This window comes from Pseudomonas germanica (assembly GCF_019614655.1).
Classification (GTDB): domain Bacteria; phylum Pseudomonadota; class Gammaproteobacteria; order Pseudomonadales; family Pseudomonadaceae; genus Aquipseudomonas; species Aquipseudomonas neuropathica.
The window spans coordinates 2,019,694-2,034,691 of the sequence record NZ_CP071586.1 but is presented as its reverse complement, the minus strand read 5'-3'; the positions used below and the strand labels follow the sequence as shown (position 1 = coordinate 2,034,691).

Genomic DNA, 14,998 nt, shown 5'->3' with positions numbered 1-14,998 from the left:
GGCGGGTACACAGGTATTAGCAACAAGGGTGCCAGCTCATGGGCACCCCTTTCAGAAAAGCGTTTTCAAATCGTTGCGCCAGACGTCAGGTGGCGAACAGATAACCTTCGACGTCCATTCCGGCATCGCGCATTTGCGCCAGCTTGTAGCGCAGGGTGCGCGGGCTGATACCGAGCTTTTCCGCCGCTTCTTTACGTCGGCCGCGCTCGGCACGCAGGGTGTCGATGATCATCTGAAACTCCCGGCGGCGCAGGTCATCGCCCAGTGCACCGGCCGAATCCGCTTCGATTTCAACCTCGCGAAGCACCGCTGACACCGGCGCGACGACGGGCATCGTGGTGTACGTCACGGGACCGGCCAGACAGAAATCCTGCGGCTGAATCAAGCCGCCCTGCTGCAAGATCAGAGCACGCTGAATGGCGTTATCCAGCTCACGCACATTGCCCGGCCACGGGTAAGCGGTCAGGCACGTCTGCGCTTCAGGCGAGAGTTTCGCCGCCGCGTGCTTCATTTTATTGACGTGTTTGGCCAGCAACCTTTCGGCCAGCGGCAGGATATCGGCAGTGCGTTCGCGAAGTGGACGCCAGGCCAAGGGGAAAACCGACAGACGGTAAAAAAGGTCTTCACGGAACCGCCCCGCCGCCACTTCGCCCGCCAGATCGCGGTTGGTGGTCGCGACCACGCGAATATCCAGAGCAATCGGTTTACGTGCCCCGACGCGCTCGACCTCGCGCTCCTGCAACACGCGCAGCAGTTTGGCTTGCAGGCCGAGGGGCATTTCGGAGATTTCGTCGAGCAACAGCGTGCCACCGTCGGCTTGTTCGAACTTGCCGGCTTGTGCGGCAATGGCGCCCGTGAACGAACCCTTCTCGTGGCCGAACAACGTCGCTTCGAGCATGTTGTCCGGGATCGCCGCGCAGTTAATCGCGATGAACGGCTGACTGGAGCGATGGGATTGCTGATGAATGTAACGCGCCAGCACTTCTTTACCGGTGCCGGATTCGCCAGAGATCAGCACCGTGGAATCGCTGCGCGCCACCCGCGCTGCCAGCTCCAGCAACTGCGCACTGGCCGGCTCGACGGCCACCGGACCGTCGCCGTCGCTTGTACCAATACTGCCTAGCGCATGCCGTGCCACCAGATCCAGCAAGGCCTTGGGTTCAAACGGCTTGACCAGATAGTCGGCCGCGCCCTGGCGCATCGCATCGACCGCACGCTCGACCGCGCCGTGCGCCGTCATCAGCAACACCGGCAATTGCGGTTGGCGGGCCCGCAACAGCGAGAGCAACTGGTGACCGTCCATGCCCGGCATGTTGACGTCGCTGACCACCAGATTGAACGCCTCACGCGCCACCGCCGTCAGCGCGTCTTCAGCGCAACCGACCGCGTGGTAATCGTGCCCGGCCAGCAACAACGTATCGGCCAGCGCCTCGCGCAATGAGCGGTCATCCTCGACCAGCAAAACCTTGATGCCCATGTCTTTTACTCAGCTCCGTGTACAGCGGAAAACAGCGGCAGGATCACCTGCGCGCACGTGCCGCGCCCGACCCGCGAACGCAGCAGCAATTCTCCCTGATGCGCACGGGCCACAGCCTTGACCACGGTCAGGCCGAGGCCGGTGCCGGTGACTTTGGTGGTAAAAAATGGCTCGCCGAGCCGCGCCAGAACCGCAGGCTCGATGCCGCTGCCACTGTCGCTGATACTCAGATGCAGGTTGTTGTCACGGGTGTAGCAATGCACTTTCAGGCGGACGTCGCCGACACTGGCCTGAATGGCGTTTTCGATCAGGTTCAGCAGCGCTCCGACCAGCGTGTCGCGGTTGCACAGCAGCTCACCGACATGACTGTCGCACTGCCAGCGGATGGGCAGATCCTGGACATGCGTCAGCGCCGCCGCTTGCAGAGCCTGCATCAAGGTGTTCGGGGTCAGGCGATCGGTCAGCGGCAACTCACCGCGAGCGAAGACCAGCATGTCGCGCACCTGGTGCTCCAGCTCGTGCAGGCGCTCTTTCAGGCGCCCGGCGAAACGCTGCTGGGTAGCGACCGGCAATTGCTGCTCAGTCAAATGACTGGCGTAGAGCAAAGCAGCGGATAGCGGCGTGCGGATCTGATGGGCCAGCGAGGCGACCATGCGCCCCAGCGAGGACAAGCGCTCGTGGCGTGCCAGTTGATCTTGCAGATGACGGGTTTCTGTCAGGTCGTTGAGCAGCACCAGCTGCCCCGGCTCGGCATCCAGCGAACGGGTGGCGATCGACAGGCGTCGACCATTTTTCAAGGAAACTTCATGACCGTCGTCTTCACGCGGGGCAAAGCAACGCGCAATCACATGGCGCCACAGCTCGCCCTCAAGCGGCAAGCCGAGCAGTTCGATAGCGGCAGGATTAGATTCGCGAACCATGCCGTGACCGTCGATGACGATGACGCCACCGGGCAACAGATCAAGGAGATTTTGCAGGCGGTTGGCCAAGCGTTCTTTTTCCGCCAGCTCCTGCATGCGCTGGGCACTGACGACTGCGAGTTCACCCTTGAGCTCGGTTACCCGCGCTTCAAGCATGCTGTAGGAGTCCGTCAGCTGGCTGGACATCTGGCTGAACAGCTCGAATGCCTGCTCCAGGCCCTGTCGGCTTGCCTGCTCTACGGAGGACGGCTGCCCCTCGGGACTGGAGGCAGTAGACATCTGGGCGTGGGGCATTGTGCTTTCTCGCTTGGCTGACCGTCAGTTAAACGGAACGTTGCGAGGGCTGTAGCAATACCCGTGCCTAAAAAAAACTGCTTATAAATGAAGCAGTTGAAAAACAGGCGTCAATCCTCCGCCTGTTCATCTCCATCGCGCCGGCTCATGCCGTACTTGCGCATCTTCTCCACCAGGGTGGTGCGACGGATACGCAGGCGTTCAGCCGCACGCGCCACAATGCCATTGGCATCGTCCAGCGCCTGCTGAATCAGGCCTTGCTCCAGACCACCGAGGTAGTCTTTCAGGTCCAGGCCTTCCGGCGGCAGCATGGCGTTGGCGGTGAAGTCCGGCGTATGGCCGTTGATCGCCACGCGCTCTTCAAGATCGCTGCGCAGGCTGTCGACCATTTGCTCGTCCTCGTCGTCGACGTAGCGGAATTTCTTCGGCAGCTCGACCACGCCGATCACCCCGTACGGATGCATGATCGCCATGCGCTCCACCAAGTTGGCCAGCTCGCGGACGTTGCCCGGCCAGCCGTGACGGCACAGCGACATGATCGCTGCCGAGTTGAAACGGATCGAACCGCGCTTCTCGTGCTCCATGCGCGAGATCAGTTCGTTCATCAGCAACGGAATGTCTTCGACGCGCTCACGCAGCGGCGCCATCTCGATCGGGAACACGTTCAGGCGATAGTAAAGGTCTTCGCGGAAGGTGCCGATCTCGATCATGCTTTCGAGATTCTTGTGGGTCGCGGCGATGATGCGCACATCGACGCTCTGGGTCTTGTTGCTGCCCACGCGTTCGAAGGTGCGCTCCTGCAGGACGCGCAGCAGTTTGACCTGCATCGGCAGCGGCATGTCGCCGATTTCGTCGAGGAACAGGGTCCCGCCATTGGCCAGTTCGAAGCGGCCGGCACGGCTGGTGATCGCTCCGGTGAAAGCACCCTTCTCGTGACCGAACAATTCGCTTTCGAGCAGCTCTGCCGGGATCGCCCCGCAGTTGACCGGCACGAACGGTGCGTCGCGGCGCTTGGAATGGTAATGCAGGTTGCGCGCAACCACTTCCTTGCCAGTGCCGGACTCACCGAGGATCAGCACGCTGGCATCGGTGTCGGCGACTTGCTGCATCATCTGGCGCACGTGCTGAATCGCACGGCTGGTGCCGACAAGGCTGCGGAACAGATTGGGTTCGCGATGACGGCCGCGCTCGCGTGCCTGGTCGTACATCTCGCGATAGACCTGGGCGCGGTGCAGGGAGTCGAGCAATTTGCTGTAGCTGGGTGGCATTTCGAGGGTCGAAAGCACGCGGCGACGCTGGTCCTCAGGCAAGTCAACGGAAGAATTATCGCCCATCAACAAAACCGGAAGGAACTCATCCCAGGTTGAGAGTGTCTTTAGCAAGCCCAAAAGCGCACCAGGAGCATTAACCGTCCCGATCAGTACGCAAATGACCTCACGACTAGACGACAAAGAGCCGACTGCCTGCTGCCAGTCATGGCTGCCGCAGGGTAAATTTTCTTCGCCAAGAAAATTTAGAATCACCGCCAAGTCGCGGCGGCGGACGCTATCGTCATCGATCAGCAGAATTTTGGTTTCACGCCACATGCAATAGCAACTTCCCTAGTCAACTCAATGCCCAAAATAAGGGGCAAGCGAGACGCTTGCAGGACACCATGTGCCTGTAGACGCCTGAAATCTGAAAACAGCCACTAGTTAAGTCAAAAAACCGTGCACAGTCAAATTTATGGCGCACATGTCTGGATTAACTGGAGGTTAATTAACCAAACAGATGGTAAACCTTTGCCGCCTTTTGCGCTTGCGTGATCTGCGACATCTCATTGGCTATCGCCTGCCGCTCACCCATGGCCACCTCAAGAAGCTCCTTGTAGACGTGGAGCAACTCCTCAAGGTTGTCGCGCAACGCGACCTCGTCCAGCGCAGCCTCAGCCATGACGTCTTCCATGCAGGAACGGCAAGCCAGATCCAGTTCACCAATGGCTTCCCAATTGCGTTCAGCGAGGGCAGTAACCAACGCTTCTCGGGTATCGGCGATTCGCTGCAATACAAGACTCATGACGATCTCCTTTAAAACTGCGGAGCAGGCACAGGGGCAATAGCATCCCAGCCTTCCTTGACCGTGCTCAGCAAGCCGGCAACCTCATCAAGAATGCGCAGGTCGCTGCTGATGTTCGCCTCGGCGAGGCGCTTCATCATGTAGATATACAGCCCATCCAGATCAGCCAGGGTATCTGCGCTGTTTTCCAGATCAAGGCCTTCACGCAGACCGCTGACAATGCCAATCGCCTTGCTGATCGAAGTGCATTTGCCAGGAATGTCCTTGCGCTCGATGGCGCCTTTGGCCTGAGCAATACGGGCCAGACCACCTTCCATCAACATTTGCACCAGACGGTGCGGGCTCGCTTCGGATGTCTGAGCGTGTGCGCCGACTTTCTGATACTGCCGAAGGGCTAACATCGGATTCATGTTCTACCTCATTGCCACAATGACTCGTATAACCAGTGTATCGCCAACGAATCACAGAACTTTAGATCAAAAGACAAAAACCCGGCGCACGCCGATGAAGCGTAGCCGGGTTTTTGTCGTGCCCGCGCGTTACTTCGCGGACTGCTGAGCGTTCAGCGAGCTGAAGAACGACGTGATGTTGCTCGCCGTAGCCTTCATCTGCCCTACCAGCAAGTCCATGGCATTGTACTTGGCAGTCAACGTCTTGGTCAGGTTGGCGACACGCAGATCCAGCGCCAACTGCTGCGACGTGAGGCTGCGGGTGTTGTTGTTCAGAATGGTCATACGCTGATCAAGCAGACCGCTGGTGGTTTTACCATCAGCAGAAGCTTTGAGGTACGGATCGACCGCTTTGCTCATTCGCGCCAACAGACCGTTTTTATCGTCGGTGCCGGAGAACAGCTGCTGCACCTGACCAGTCATGCCTGGCTGAGACATGGCCTTGTTGAAAGCCGTCGCGTCCAGCGTCAACTTACCGGTGTCGCGATCGGTCATGACGCCGATCTGCGACAGCACACCCAGCTCGCCAGGCGACGAAGTGGTCAATTGGGCACGAATGTCTGCAATCAACGTCCGCGGCAGAGAATCACCGGTAAACGCGGCCTGCACCGTCAACTTGCCATCTTCGTCCGGCGTTGCCTTGGACAGGCTATCGATGGTGGTCTTGAGCGTGTTGAAAGCGTCGACGAATTGCTGAACCGAAGCCTGCAAGCCCTTGGTGTTGGTATCGACAGAGACCTTGACCGCGGTGGGGCTGGCTTCCACCAGGTTCATGGTCAAGCCACTGATGGCGCCGCTCACTGTGTTGCTCTTGCTGGTAACGGCAAGACCATCAATGGTCAGCTTCGCATCCTTGGCAATATCGCCCACAGCCCCTGAGTCACCAGCGGCCGGGGTCGCAGACATGACCTTGGTGCCATCGATTTCCAGACCGGCAATACCACTGACCGTCAGGTCGGAGCCCGCGCCCGTCTTGTTGGAGCTGATCACCAGACGCGAAGCGCCCGAGCTGTCGGTCACGATGTTGGCGGAAACACCGTTGACACCCTGCGCCTTGTTGATGGCATCACGGGTAGTCTGCAAGGTGGCATTGGCCGGAATATCGACATTGTAATCAGTGCCATTCTGACTGATTTTCAGGGTACCACTCGGAATGGCACTGGCCGCGCCGCCGGCAAAGGATGCACTAGCTACTTTCGAGCCGGTGGCCAAGTTATTTACCACGACACTGTATGTGCCCGAAACAGCCGTGTTATCGGAAGTAGCGGTCAGCGTTGTCGGGGTAGACGAGGTCGCCGCGTAACCGGCAAACGCAGGGTTAGTCTTGCTGCCCAGATCGGTCATTGCCTTCTGGTAGGCCGCCAATGCGTTTTTCAGCGCACCGACACCGGAAATCTTCAGGGTGTTGGTTTTGGTCGCAGAATCGATCTGCGTCTGCTTCGGCGACTTGTCGGCGTTTACCAGCGCGGTCACGATCGCGCCGATATCCAGACCGGAACCCAGTCCGGAACCCGGTAGAATTGGACTTGCCATGTGCATCTCCCTTCAGATTGTTGCCATTCTTTTGACCGTTACACGCATCTCGAGAACGGACAAACATAATTCATGCCAGCTATCAGACTTTGGCGTCAAACAATACGTGACTGGCATTGGCGAGGCTGTCTGCCAGCTTGAGGGCCTCTGCGGAGGGAATCTGTCGTACGACCTCACCCGTCTCGCTTGCGATTACCTTGACGATGACCTTTCCAGAGTGTTCATCGATGGAAAACTCCAGATTGCGCTTGATCGACTGTACAAACTTTTCGATCTCCTGCACCGCCAGTTTCAATTTGGCGTCGTCCGAATCCTGACTCTTGGCAGCGACCGGCGCTTCAGTCTTGGCAACTTTAGGCGTCTCTGACGGTTTGTCAGCAACCGGCGTTACTGGCTTGGGAGCCGGATAAGACACGTTAAGCTTTACGCTCATGTCCATGCCCATCACCTCCTAACGAAAAAAGCGAGAGAGCGCGACCAGCGCACTCCCCCGCTCAAACTCATTCCGAAATTACTGAAGCAGCTTCAGTACAGCGGAAGGCAGTTGGTTGGCTTGAGCCAGAACAGAGGTCGAAGCCTGTTGCAGGGTTTGCTGCTTGGTCAGGTTAGCAGTCTCTGCGGCGAAGTCGGTATCTTGTACGCGACCTTGTGCAGCAGTGGTGTTCTCGGTGATGTTCTGCAAGTTCTGGATGGTGCTGGTCAGACGGTTTTGCGAAGCACCCAGGCTGGCACGAGTTGCACCGATGGCAGCGATTGCAGCGTCGATCGCGGTGATCGCGTTGTCGATGTTCTGCGAAGCGCCAGTTACGGTAGCACCGGTCAGGGACAGAGTACCGCTACCTACCGACAGGCTTACTGCGTCGAACTTGGAGCTCAGTACCAGGTCGATGTGGTTAGCCGAACCGGTGTTTGCGCCCACTTGCAGGGTCACAGTACCAGCCGAACCGTCCAGCAGGTTTTTGCCGTTCAGGTTGGTCGAAGCCGAGATACGGGTGATCTCGTCGGACATCTGAGCGAATTCAGCGTTGGTAGCGGTCTGGTCAGCAGTGCCGTTGGTACCGTTACGTGCTTTAACAGCCAGTTCACGCATACGCTGCAGGATGTCGGTAGTAGCTTGCAGAGCGCCTTCAGCGGTCTGGGCAACGGAGATACCGTCGTTGGCGTTCTGGATGGCTTGGGTGTTACCACGGATCTGCGAGGACATACGGTTCGAGATCTGCAGGCCAGCGGCGTCGTCTTTAGCGCTGTTGATTTTCAGGCCGGAAGACAGGCGCTGCATCGAAGTCGACAGAGCGTCGGAAGCGCGGTTCAGGTTTTTCTGAACGTTCAACGACGTAGTGTTGGTGTTTACTGTTAAAGCCATGACGAATTCCTCGTTGGTTGGGTACTGCGGCTTCCGGCCCTGGCAACCGCCGGGTATGGCCTAGAGAACCTTCGTAATAGTTATCGTCGGGTTTGCAGGTTGCTTGAGGGCTTTTTGAAAAAAATTTGCCATCACCCTGCCACCCCCGAGAAAACAAAGACTTAGCAGTACGTCAGCCGCGATAAAATGACGTCATAAAACCGACTGCGGCGCAAACCTGCGGGCCAGTGCTGTCGGCCTGCTCAGACCGGAACACTTTCCAGCAACTCGATCAATTCGTACTCCATATAATCAGCCAGCCCCAACCAGTCCTGGCGCTCCTGACATTCGAGCATTTGCATTAACAGCTGCGCCCACACCTGCTGAACCTCTACCGGGGCAGACGCTAAACATTGCTGGGCCTTTTCAAACACATCGACCATCGTCAGCGCCGCCTCGACATCGCGCCCGAGGCGAAACAAACCCGCACACTGGCGACATTCATCCTTACAGAGGCTCAGCGTACTCATTGCACAAACTCCGGGTTGAAGTCGGTTCCGGCGATCAGCGCCCCGGAGCGGCTGCTGTTGAGAAATTCGACCTGTGGATGTGCAGCGATATAGCGCTCCAGCACACACAAATAACCGCGAAAGTTGAGCTGTGTGGTCACCCGCTGACCATGGCCATCGCGCACCCAATGCCGCGCCTGATTCACCGGTGGCCCCAGATCGCCATCGCTCCAGCCCGCGTGAGTCTTGTTCATCGGGAAGGCGAAATCGGCGCCAAATAGCGTGATGCGAGACGCGCCCATTTGCACCGCCAGATCGACCGCCGGATGGATCACGCTGCCGCCGACGTGCAGCAGCGCGCGCGGATGCTGTTCACGCAACCCGGCGTACACCGGACTGGCCGAGTAACCGCCATAGCGCTTGCCCTTCCAGGCCCGCAAAACTTCGGGATCGCTCATGGGCAAATACACCAGCGGGATACCGTCAGACGCCTCGAACGGCAAATGACGGAAGCTGATGCGCTGATCAATGGTCACCACCAGATCCGGAACGATCCCGTGCTCAATCAACGGCCGATACGCCGTGTCGACACAGATGAACAGCGGGCGCTGAGCCTGATTCCGGAGCGCTGCCAATCGTTCAAAGTGCCCTTCCAGAGTCGGCCCGGTAGCGATCACGTAGATCTCGCGATCGGTGCAGGTACCAAACAACTGCGCCACATCGTCATCACCCAGCAGCACCGGCAAGCAGTCCTGCAAGCGCTGTTGAATGAACGGCGACTGCGCGTCGAATTCGCGATTGTTAAAACTCAGATGGACTTCATTGACCAGCCGATCGCGAATCTTCGCGTTGTAGTCATCGGCCAGCAACATCTCGGCAGGCAGGGCAAAAAACGGCGTGAACAAGTCCGGATGATCGGCAGCGTAAAACAACTCGACCCGCGGGTCTTCCAGCCACTGACGCTGATCGAGCAGTTGCACCACCAGCGCAAACAGCGCGCCATTGAGGATGTGCACGTACAAGCGTTGTAATCCCGTCCGCTCAAGCAGCACACCGGGCAAATCACCGAGACCGGTGCCATAGACGTGCAGTTGCGCCTTGTCCGGCAGGCTGGCCGCCTGAATCTGCGCTTCTTGGAGGCGATCGTGACGACTGGTGAGCTGGATGCCGTTGATGCTCAGCGTCGAGCCTAGCCCCTCAACCAATTGAGCCGCAATGGCCGTACTGTCTTGCGCCATCAGTCGTTCGAACAGCGCCGGCCAGCGCCGTTGCAACACCTCGGCATTGGCTTGAAAAAACTCGCTCATGGCGCCTCGCGCTCCCTTCCAGGCAAAAAAATAGCGTTCAAGGTTAACCTTGAACGCTATTTTTGTATCCGCCGTTTTTGCTCGGACTCAAGGGCGATAGATGATCGCCGAGCCCCATGACAGACCGACACCAAAACCGCTCAAGGCAATACGCTGCCAGTCGGAATCGATGACGTGTTTCTCCAGCAGCAACGGAATGCTCGACGACACAGTATTACCGGTCTCGACCATGTCCTTGATGAACTTCTCCGGCTCGCCTTCGAAGCGCCGCGCCACGGCATCGACAATCGCCGCACTGCCTTGGTGAATGCAGAAGGCATCGATGTCATCGGCTTTCAGACCGGAATCGTCGAGCAGTTCGTGCAAGTGTGCCGGGACTTTGAGCAGCGCAAAGTTGAAGACCTGACGACCGTTCATGAAGAACACGCCATCGGTGACTTTCAAGTGCGGTGCACCGGAGCCGTCGGTGCCAAACTTGGCCTTGCCCAGCGCCCAGGTCGGATCTTCACCCATCCACGTAGCGGTTGCGGCATCGCCGAACAGCATGGTGGTGTTGCGGTCTTCCGGATCGACGATTTTCGAGTACGGGTCAGCGGTAATCAGCAGGCCGTTCTTCAGGCCGGCGGCTTCCATGAAGCCCTTGATCGCGTAGATGCCGTAGACATAACCGGAGCAGCCCAGGGAAATGTCGAAGGCCGCCACGTTGGTCGGCAGACCGAGTTTGTCCTGCACGATTGCAGCCGTGTGCGGCAGGCCTTCTTCGTCACCGTTCTGGGTGACGACGATCAACGCGTCGATCGATTCACGTTTCAGATCCGGGTTGCTGGCAAACAGCGCATTGGCCGCTTCCACGCACAGGTCGGAGGTTTCTTGTTCAGCGTCTTTGCGCGGCAGGAATGCCGAGCCGATCTTGCCAAGGATGAATTCTTCATCCTTCTCGAATTTTGCACCTTGTGCGTAATTGTCCACGCCGGCTACAGGAACGTAGCTCGCAATGCTTTTTATGCCAATCATTACGGCTTCCCAATAAAAAACAGCCCAAGACCACCGCTCGCAAGGATTTCGAGGGGCGCCGACAAACAGAAAACGGCCGCCACAACGGGCAGCCACGGGGAGCGCAAAGGGCTATCACTGGAATCGAAAACGAGCCAGGCGCCATCTCCCCGATCAATACAATACAGTGAAGATGCGCGTTATGACTCGCAGGTCACGCTATTTTGCCGAATCGGTGCAGATCGGGTTATTCGACCAACGACCAGTCCAGCGGTGTGCCGCGCTTGATCGGGGCGCGGGCGCGGCGACCAAGAACAGCGTCGGTGTGCTTGGGCGGCAGACCGAGGCCGGGGCGAATGGCGCGCAGATTGTCCCCGGTAAAGGTGTCACCGGCGGCCATGTCGGCCGTGACATACAGCGAACGGCGATAGACCAACGACTTGCGTTCAGCCTCTGTGACACCGTAATGCACTTGGCCCATGGCTTGCCAGGCGCGCTCGGTTTCCACCACCAGACTGGCCATTTCCGCCGGTTCCAGGGAGAAACTCGCATCGACGCCACCTGCTGAACGGTCGAGGGTGAAGTGTTTTTCCACCACGGTCGCACCGAGCGCCACGGCGGCCACGGACACACCAACGCCCATCGAGTGATCCGACAGCCCCACTTCGCAACCGAACAATTCGCGCAGATGCGGGATCGTGCGCACGTTGCTGTTGAGCGGGGTCGCCGGATAGGTGCTGGTGCATTTGAGCAGCACTAGATCCTTGCACCCCGCCTCGCGGGCAGCGCGCACGGCTTCATCCAGCTCAGCGATGCTGGCCATGCCGGTGGAGATGATCAGCGGTTTGCCGGTGGCGGCCACACGACGGATCAACGGCAAGTCAGTGTTTTCGAAACTGGCAATCTTGTAGGCCGGCACATCAAGGCTTTCGAGAAAGTCCACGGCGCTGTCATCGAACGGTGTCGAGAACGCGAGCATCCCCAGTTCCTTGGCACGAGCAAAAATCGGCGCATGCCATTCCCACGGTGTATGGGCTTTTTCATACAAATCGTAGAGCGAAGTGCCGGCCCACAGACTGCCCGGATCCTTGATGAAGAACTCACCTTCAGACAAATCCAGCGTCATGGTTTCGGCGGTGTAGGTTTGCAGTTTCAAGGCATGCGCCCCGGCCTTGGCCGCTGCCTCGACGATTTGCAGGGCCACGTCCAGCGACTGGTTATGGTTGCCACTCATCTCGGCGATGATGAAGGGCGGCGCATCGGCACCGATCAAGCGGTTGCCGATCTTGAAACTAGTCATGCGGGTGATCCTTCAAAACACGGGTGAACGTACAGGCACTCTGAGTGAACCCGGCGTCATGAAACACATTCAACGAGGCACGATTGCCCGGCAGTACCTGAGCGGTAATGCCGGTCAATTGCGGCCAGTGGCGGGTGACGAACGCTTCGCCCCGCGTCAGCAGCGCCTTGCCCCAACCCAGGCCGAAACGTCCCTCAAGCAGGTAGATCGATACTTCGGCAGCAAACCCGCGCAGGTCATAACGCACAACGCCGACCGCGCCGTCGTCCGCCTCGGCGATCAACAACAGGCGTTGCGGATTGCGCAAACTCGCCGTCAACCAGTTCAGGTGCTGCGGCCAATCGATCACGCCGCTGTCCAGCGACCAGCGCCGTACCGTTTCGGCATTGCGCCCATCGAACAGCAACTGCGCGTCATCCAGAGTCGCCGCACGCACCTTGAGCACCGCACCGGCCAGTGCCACCGCGACACGCTCGGCACCCCGCCCGTCGACCAGTTGCCGCGAGCGTTCGGCCAGGCTCTGGCGCAAATAATGATTGCCGCTGACAAAGCCAATTGCGTCGCGCAACTGCTCGACACTGACCTGCTCACGGGCGCCCATGAACACATGCGCGCCCGCCGCGGCCATGACTTCGCCGTTGGCCTGCTGATTGTTCGACACGGCAATACAGATCGTCGGCAATCCCATCGCCGCCCGCTCCCAACTGGTGCCGCCCCCGGCGCCGATAAACAGATCAGCTTCGGTCATGCGCTGGTAGAAGTTGCTGACAAAACTGTGCAGACGCCAGTTCGGCCGTGTCTCGGCCAAGGCCTGCATCTTGGCCCATGCCGGGTTATCGGCGCCTGCGACGAAGTCCACCTGCAACTCGGGAAAGTCCGCCAGCGCGAGCATCGCGTGGTAGGTTTGCCGCGCGGCATCGAAACCACCGAAATTGACCAATACCCTTCGCGCCGTGGGTTTGATCTCGATGGCCGGGCAGCTGAATTCTTCACGCAACATGGCATAGCGTGGGCCGAGCAAGGTGCGACACCCTTCAGGCAACAGCGGCTGATAATTTTCGTGCAGGCCCGAGAGATTCTGATTGAGCAGCAGATCGACGCTGTAGCGCCGCGTAGCAAGATCATCCACTGCCGCAATCCGTGGTGCCCACCGTCGAGCAGCCGTCTGCCATTGGTGATCGAGGCCGTAGTGATCGACAATCACCCAGTCGAATTCGGCGTGCCCCTCGAGCACCGCAGCCAACGCGTCGATGTCGGCCTGCCACGGCAGCATTGATTCGATGGCCTGCTGTGGATCTTCAGCGGCATAGCGCTCAGGCAGCGCAAAAGTCTCGAAGCCCTCGGCGCGCAAGGCATCAAGGCGATGCCCCGGCAGACAGCGGCAGGCAAACGCGACGTGGCTGCCCTGCCCGCGCAACACTCGCGCCAGCGTCAGGCAGCGGGCAATGTGGCCGCTGCCGATGGTTGGCGAGGCGTCGGCGCGAATCAGCACTCTCATTGCAGCTCTCCACCGGCCTTGAGCGCGGCGTATAGGTATTCGGCGCGCTTCCAGTCTTCAAGGGTGTCGATGTCCTGCACCAGATGCCGGGGCAGAATCACCGGCAGGCTGGCTGGCGAATAGAGCACCTCGCCGCGCAACCACGCCTCAGTGCGCCCCCAGTAAAACTGACCGGCGTCCTGAAATGCTTCGGGCAAATCCTGCGAACGTGTATTGCGAAATTCCGGATACAAAGCGCTCAACCCACCCTGCCCGTCCAGCGTCAACGCACGCTGCACCGGAAAACCGAAACTGCACACGGAGAACGCGAAGGACTTGTCTGAACGCTGCTCCAGCAACTCGATGCCCTGGCGCAGATAACGTACCTGCAACAGCGGCGCCGTGGCATACACGCAACAGGCGTAATCGAACGCCGGCAACTGCTGCAAGGCATGCACGATCACTGCCGCCGTGCCGGTGAAATCATCGGCCAAGTCTACCGGGCGCAGAAATGGCACCTGCGCGCCATGGGCTCGCGCCACATCGGCAATTTCAGCATCGTCGGTGCTGACCACGACCTGATCGAACAAGCCCGATTCCAGCGCAGTGCGGATCGAACGGACAATCATCGGCACGCCGTCGAACGGCAAAAGGTTCTTGCGCGGGATGCGTTTGCTACCGCCACGGGCCGGGATGATTGCAACGTTGCTCAAGGGCGCTTTTCCAACAGGAACCAAGTGATGTCGTCCACAGGAAACTGCGGATCGCGGTGATAGACGAAACCATAATCCAGCAAGTACAAATCGGCATAGCGATCGAGCATTTCACCGGCAAAATCGCGCTTGAACAGCTTGCCGCTGTTGCCACGATAGGACACTTCCACCGGTGCCGGATTGTAATACTCGGCGATCAGGATGTAGCGCTGGCTCAACTCGTACAACTGCGCATAAGCGGTCGGCAACAGCTCCGGGGCCAAGTGAATCAGCACGCCTTTACTCAGGGTCAGGTCGTAGCGGCGCTCGCGCGGGAAGTCGAACAGCGAGCCATGCCAGATCTGGGCAATGTCCAACGCCCGTGCCTGAGCACAGGCGCTGTCGTTGATCTCGACGCCGAACAGCTCACAGCGCGGCAGCAGTTGATGCAATGCCTGCAAATTATTGCCGGCGTTAGTGCCCAGTTCGACCAGGCTCTCGATGCCTGCAGCCCGACTCAGCGCTTTGGCAAACAACGCCAGGTTCGCCGCCACTAGCGGCTGACCGACATTGCGCGCGACGTACTGGTTGCCGAAGTCGCCCTGCCAGAACTTTTCCTGCTCACTCAAATGACGCATTGCAGATACTCA

Annotated in this window: 15 protein-coding genes; all 15 read right to left on the bottom strand. The window is 59.1% G+C overall.

From position 1 onward, the window contains the following. Window positions 1–85: 85 nt before the first annotated feature. Window positions 86–1,477 carry a sigma-54-dependent transcriptional regulator gene (locus J0G10_RS08990; RefSeq protein WP_095126506.1) on the bottom strand — a complete coding sequence of 464 codons (1,392 nt, stop codon included), beginning with the start codon at window positions 1,475–1,477 and terminating at the stop codon, window positions 86–88. A gap of 5 nt (window positions 1,478–1,482) precedes the next feature. Next, window positions 1,483–2,676, bottom strand: coding sequence for a sensor histidine kinase (locus tag J0G10_RS08985; protein ID WP_176471350.1), 1,194 nt, complete (start codon window positions 2,674–2,676; stop codon window positions 1,483–1,485). A 125-nt stretch (window positions 2,677–2,801) separates the two neighbouring features. Continuing rightward, window positions 2,802–4,277, bottom strand: coding sequence for a sigma-54 dependent transcriptional regulator (locus tag J0G10_RS08980; RefSeq protein WP_007920053.1), 1,476 nt, complete (start codon window positions 4,275–4,277; stop codon window positions 2,802–2,804). 172 nt (window positions 4,278–4,449) lie between these two features. After that, window positions 4,450–4,746, bottom strand: coding sequence for a hypothetical protein (locus J0G10_RS08975; RefSeq protein ID WP_016984299.1), 297 nt, complete (start codon window positions 4,744–4,746; stop codon window positions 4,450–4,452). Between the two features lie 11 nt (window positions 4,747–4,757). Then, window positions 4,758–5,156 carry a flagellar export chaperone FliS gene (gene fliS, locus J0G10_RS08970; RefSeq protein WP_093439698.1) on the bottom strand — a complete coding sequence of 133 codons (399 nt, stop codon included), beginning with the start codon at window positions 5,154–5,156 and terminating at the stop codon, window positions 4,758–4,760. A gap of 129 nt (window positions 5,157–5,285) precedes the next feature. After that, window positions 5,286–6,728 (bottom strand): flagellar filament capping protein FliD, encoded by a 1,443-nt coding sequence (gene fliD / locus J0G10_RS08965; RefSeq protein ID WP_095126505.1) that lies wholly within the window; start codon window positions 6,726–6,728, stop codon window positions 5,286–5,288. 82 nt (window positions 6,729–6,810) lie between these two features. Further along, window positions 6,811–7,167, bottom strand: coding sequence for a flagellar protein FlaG (locus J0G10_RS08960; RefSeq protein ID WP_007920057.1), 357 nt, complete (start codon window positions 7,165–7,167; stop codon window positions 6,811–6,813). A 72-nt stretch (window positions 7,168–7,239) separates the two neighbouring features. Then, on the bottom strand, window positions 7,240–8,091 hold the full coding sequence (locus J0G10_RS08955; protein ID WP_007920059.1) for a flagellin domain-containing protein: 852 nt from the start codon (window positions 8,089–8,091) through the stop codon (window positions 7,240–7,242). A gap of 242 nt (window positions 8,092–8,333) precedes the next feature. Continuing rightward, entirely contained in the window at window positions 8,334–8,600 is a 267-nt protein-coding gene (locus J0G10_RS08950; RefSeq protein ID WP_095050173.1) for a hypothetical protein, read from the bottom strand. Next, entirely contained in the window at window positions 8,597–9,886 is a 1,290-nt protein-coding gene (locus J0G10_RS08945; protein WP_095126504.1) for a motility associated factor glycosyltransferase family protein, read from the bottom strand. Before J0G10_RS08945 ends, J0G10_RS08950 begins: the two co-directional genes overlap by 4 nt. An 87-nt stretch (window positions 9,887–9,973) precedes the next feature. Then, the gene (locus tag J0G10_RS08940) at window positions 9,974–10,900 is read right to left on the bottom strand and encodes a ketoacyl-ACP synthase III (protein WP_007920064.1); all 927 of its coding nucleotides are present in this window, start codon (window positions 10,898–10,900) and stop codon (window positions 9,974–9,976) included. A gap of 226 nt (window positions 10,901–11,126) precedes the next feature. Continuing rightward, window positions 11,127–12,179 carry a pseudaminic acid synthase gene (pseI, locus tag J0G10_RS08935; protein WP_095050171.1) on the bottom strand — a complete coding sequence of 351 codons (1,053 nt, stop codon included), beginning with the start codon at window positions 12,177–12,179 and terminating at the stop codon, window positions 11,127–11,129. After that, window positions 12,172–13,677 (bottom strand): UDP-2,4-diacetamido-2,4,6-trideoxy-beta-L-altropyranose hydrolase, encoded by a 1,506-nt coding sequence (gene pseG / locus J0G10_RS08930; RefSeq protein ID WP_220558321.1) that lies wholly within the window; start codon window positions 13,675–13,677, stop codon window positions 12,172–12,174. Before pseG ends, pseI begins: the two co-directional genes overlap by 8 nt. Next, window positions 13,674–14,369: a pseudaminic acid cytidylyltransferase gene (gene pseF / locus J0G10_RS08925; protein WP_095050169.1), complete on the bottom strand. Its 696-nt coding sequence runs from the start codon at window positions 14,367–14,369 to the stop codon at window positions 13,674–13,676. Before pseF ends, pseG begins: the two co-directional genes overlap by 4 nt. Further along, on the bottom strand, window positions 14,366–14,986 hold the full coding sequence (locus J0G10_RS08920; RefSeq protein ID WP_220558320.1) for a pseudaminic acid biosynthesis-associated methylase: 621 nt from the start codon (window positions 14,984–14,986) through the stop codon (window positions 14,366–14,368). The genes pseF and J0G10_RS08920 overlap by 4 nt, the downstream gene beginning before the upstream one ends. Between the last annotated feature and the right edge of the window lie 12 nt (window positions 14,987–14,998).

Coding starts and splice junctions, on each gene's coding strand:
- J0G10_RS08985 (WP_176471350.1), bottom strand. CDS start 2,676: ATGTCTACTGCCTCCAGTCCCGAGGGGCAGCCGTCCTCCGTAGAGCAG.
- pseG (WP_220558321.1), bottom strand. CDS start 13,677: ATGAGAGTGCTGATTCGCGCCGACGCCTCGCCAACCATCGGCAGCGGC.
- J0G10_RS08990 (WP_095126506.1), bottom strand. CDS start 1,477: ATGGGCATCAAGGTTTTGCTGGTCGAGGATGACCGCTCATTGCGCGAG.
- J0G10_RS08980 (WP_007920053.1), bottom strand. CDS start 4,277: ATGTGGCGTGAAACCAAAATTCTGCTGATCGATGACGATAGCGTCCGC.
- J0G10_RS08920 (WP_220558320.1), bottom strand. CDS start 14,986: ATGCGTCATTTGAGTGAGCAGGAAAAGTTCTGGCAGGGCGACTTCGGC.
- pseI (WP_095050171.1), bottom strand. CDS start 12,179: ATGACTAGTTTCAAGATCGGCAACCGCTTGATCGGTGCCGATGCGCCG.
- J0G10_RS08950 (WP_095050173.1), bottom strand. CDS start 8,600: ATGAGTACGCTGAGCCTCTGTAAGGATGAATGTCGCCAGTGTGCGGGT.
- fliD (WP_095126505.1), bottom strand. CDS start 6,728: ATGGCAAGTCCAATTCTACCGGGTTCCGGACTGGGTTCCGGTCTGGAT.
- J0G10_RS08945 (WP_095126504.1), bottom strand. CDS start 9,886: ATGAGCGAGTTTTTTCAAGCCAATGCCGAGGTGTTGCAACGGCGCTGG.
- J0G10_RS08960 (WP_007920057.1), bottom strand. CDS start 7,167: ATGGACATGAGCGTAAAGCTTAACGTGTCTTATCCGGCTCCCAAGCCA.
- J0G10_RS08940 (WP_007920064.1), bottom strand. CDS start 10,900: ATGATTGGCATAAAAAGCATTGCGAGCTACGTTCCTGTAGCCGGCGTG.
- fliS (WP_093439698.1), bottom strand. CDS start 5,156: ATGAATCCGATGTTAGCCCTTCGGCAGTATCAGAAAGTCGGCGCACAC.
- J0G10_RS08975 (WP_016984299.1), bottom strand. CDS start 4,746: ATGAGTCTTGTATTGCAGCGAATCGCCGATACCCGAGAAGCGTTGGTT.
- J0G10_RS08955 (WP_007920059.1), bottom strand. CDS start 8,091: ATGGCTTTAACAGTAAACACCAACACTACGTCGTTGAACGTTCAGAAA.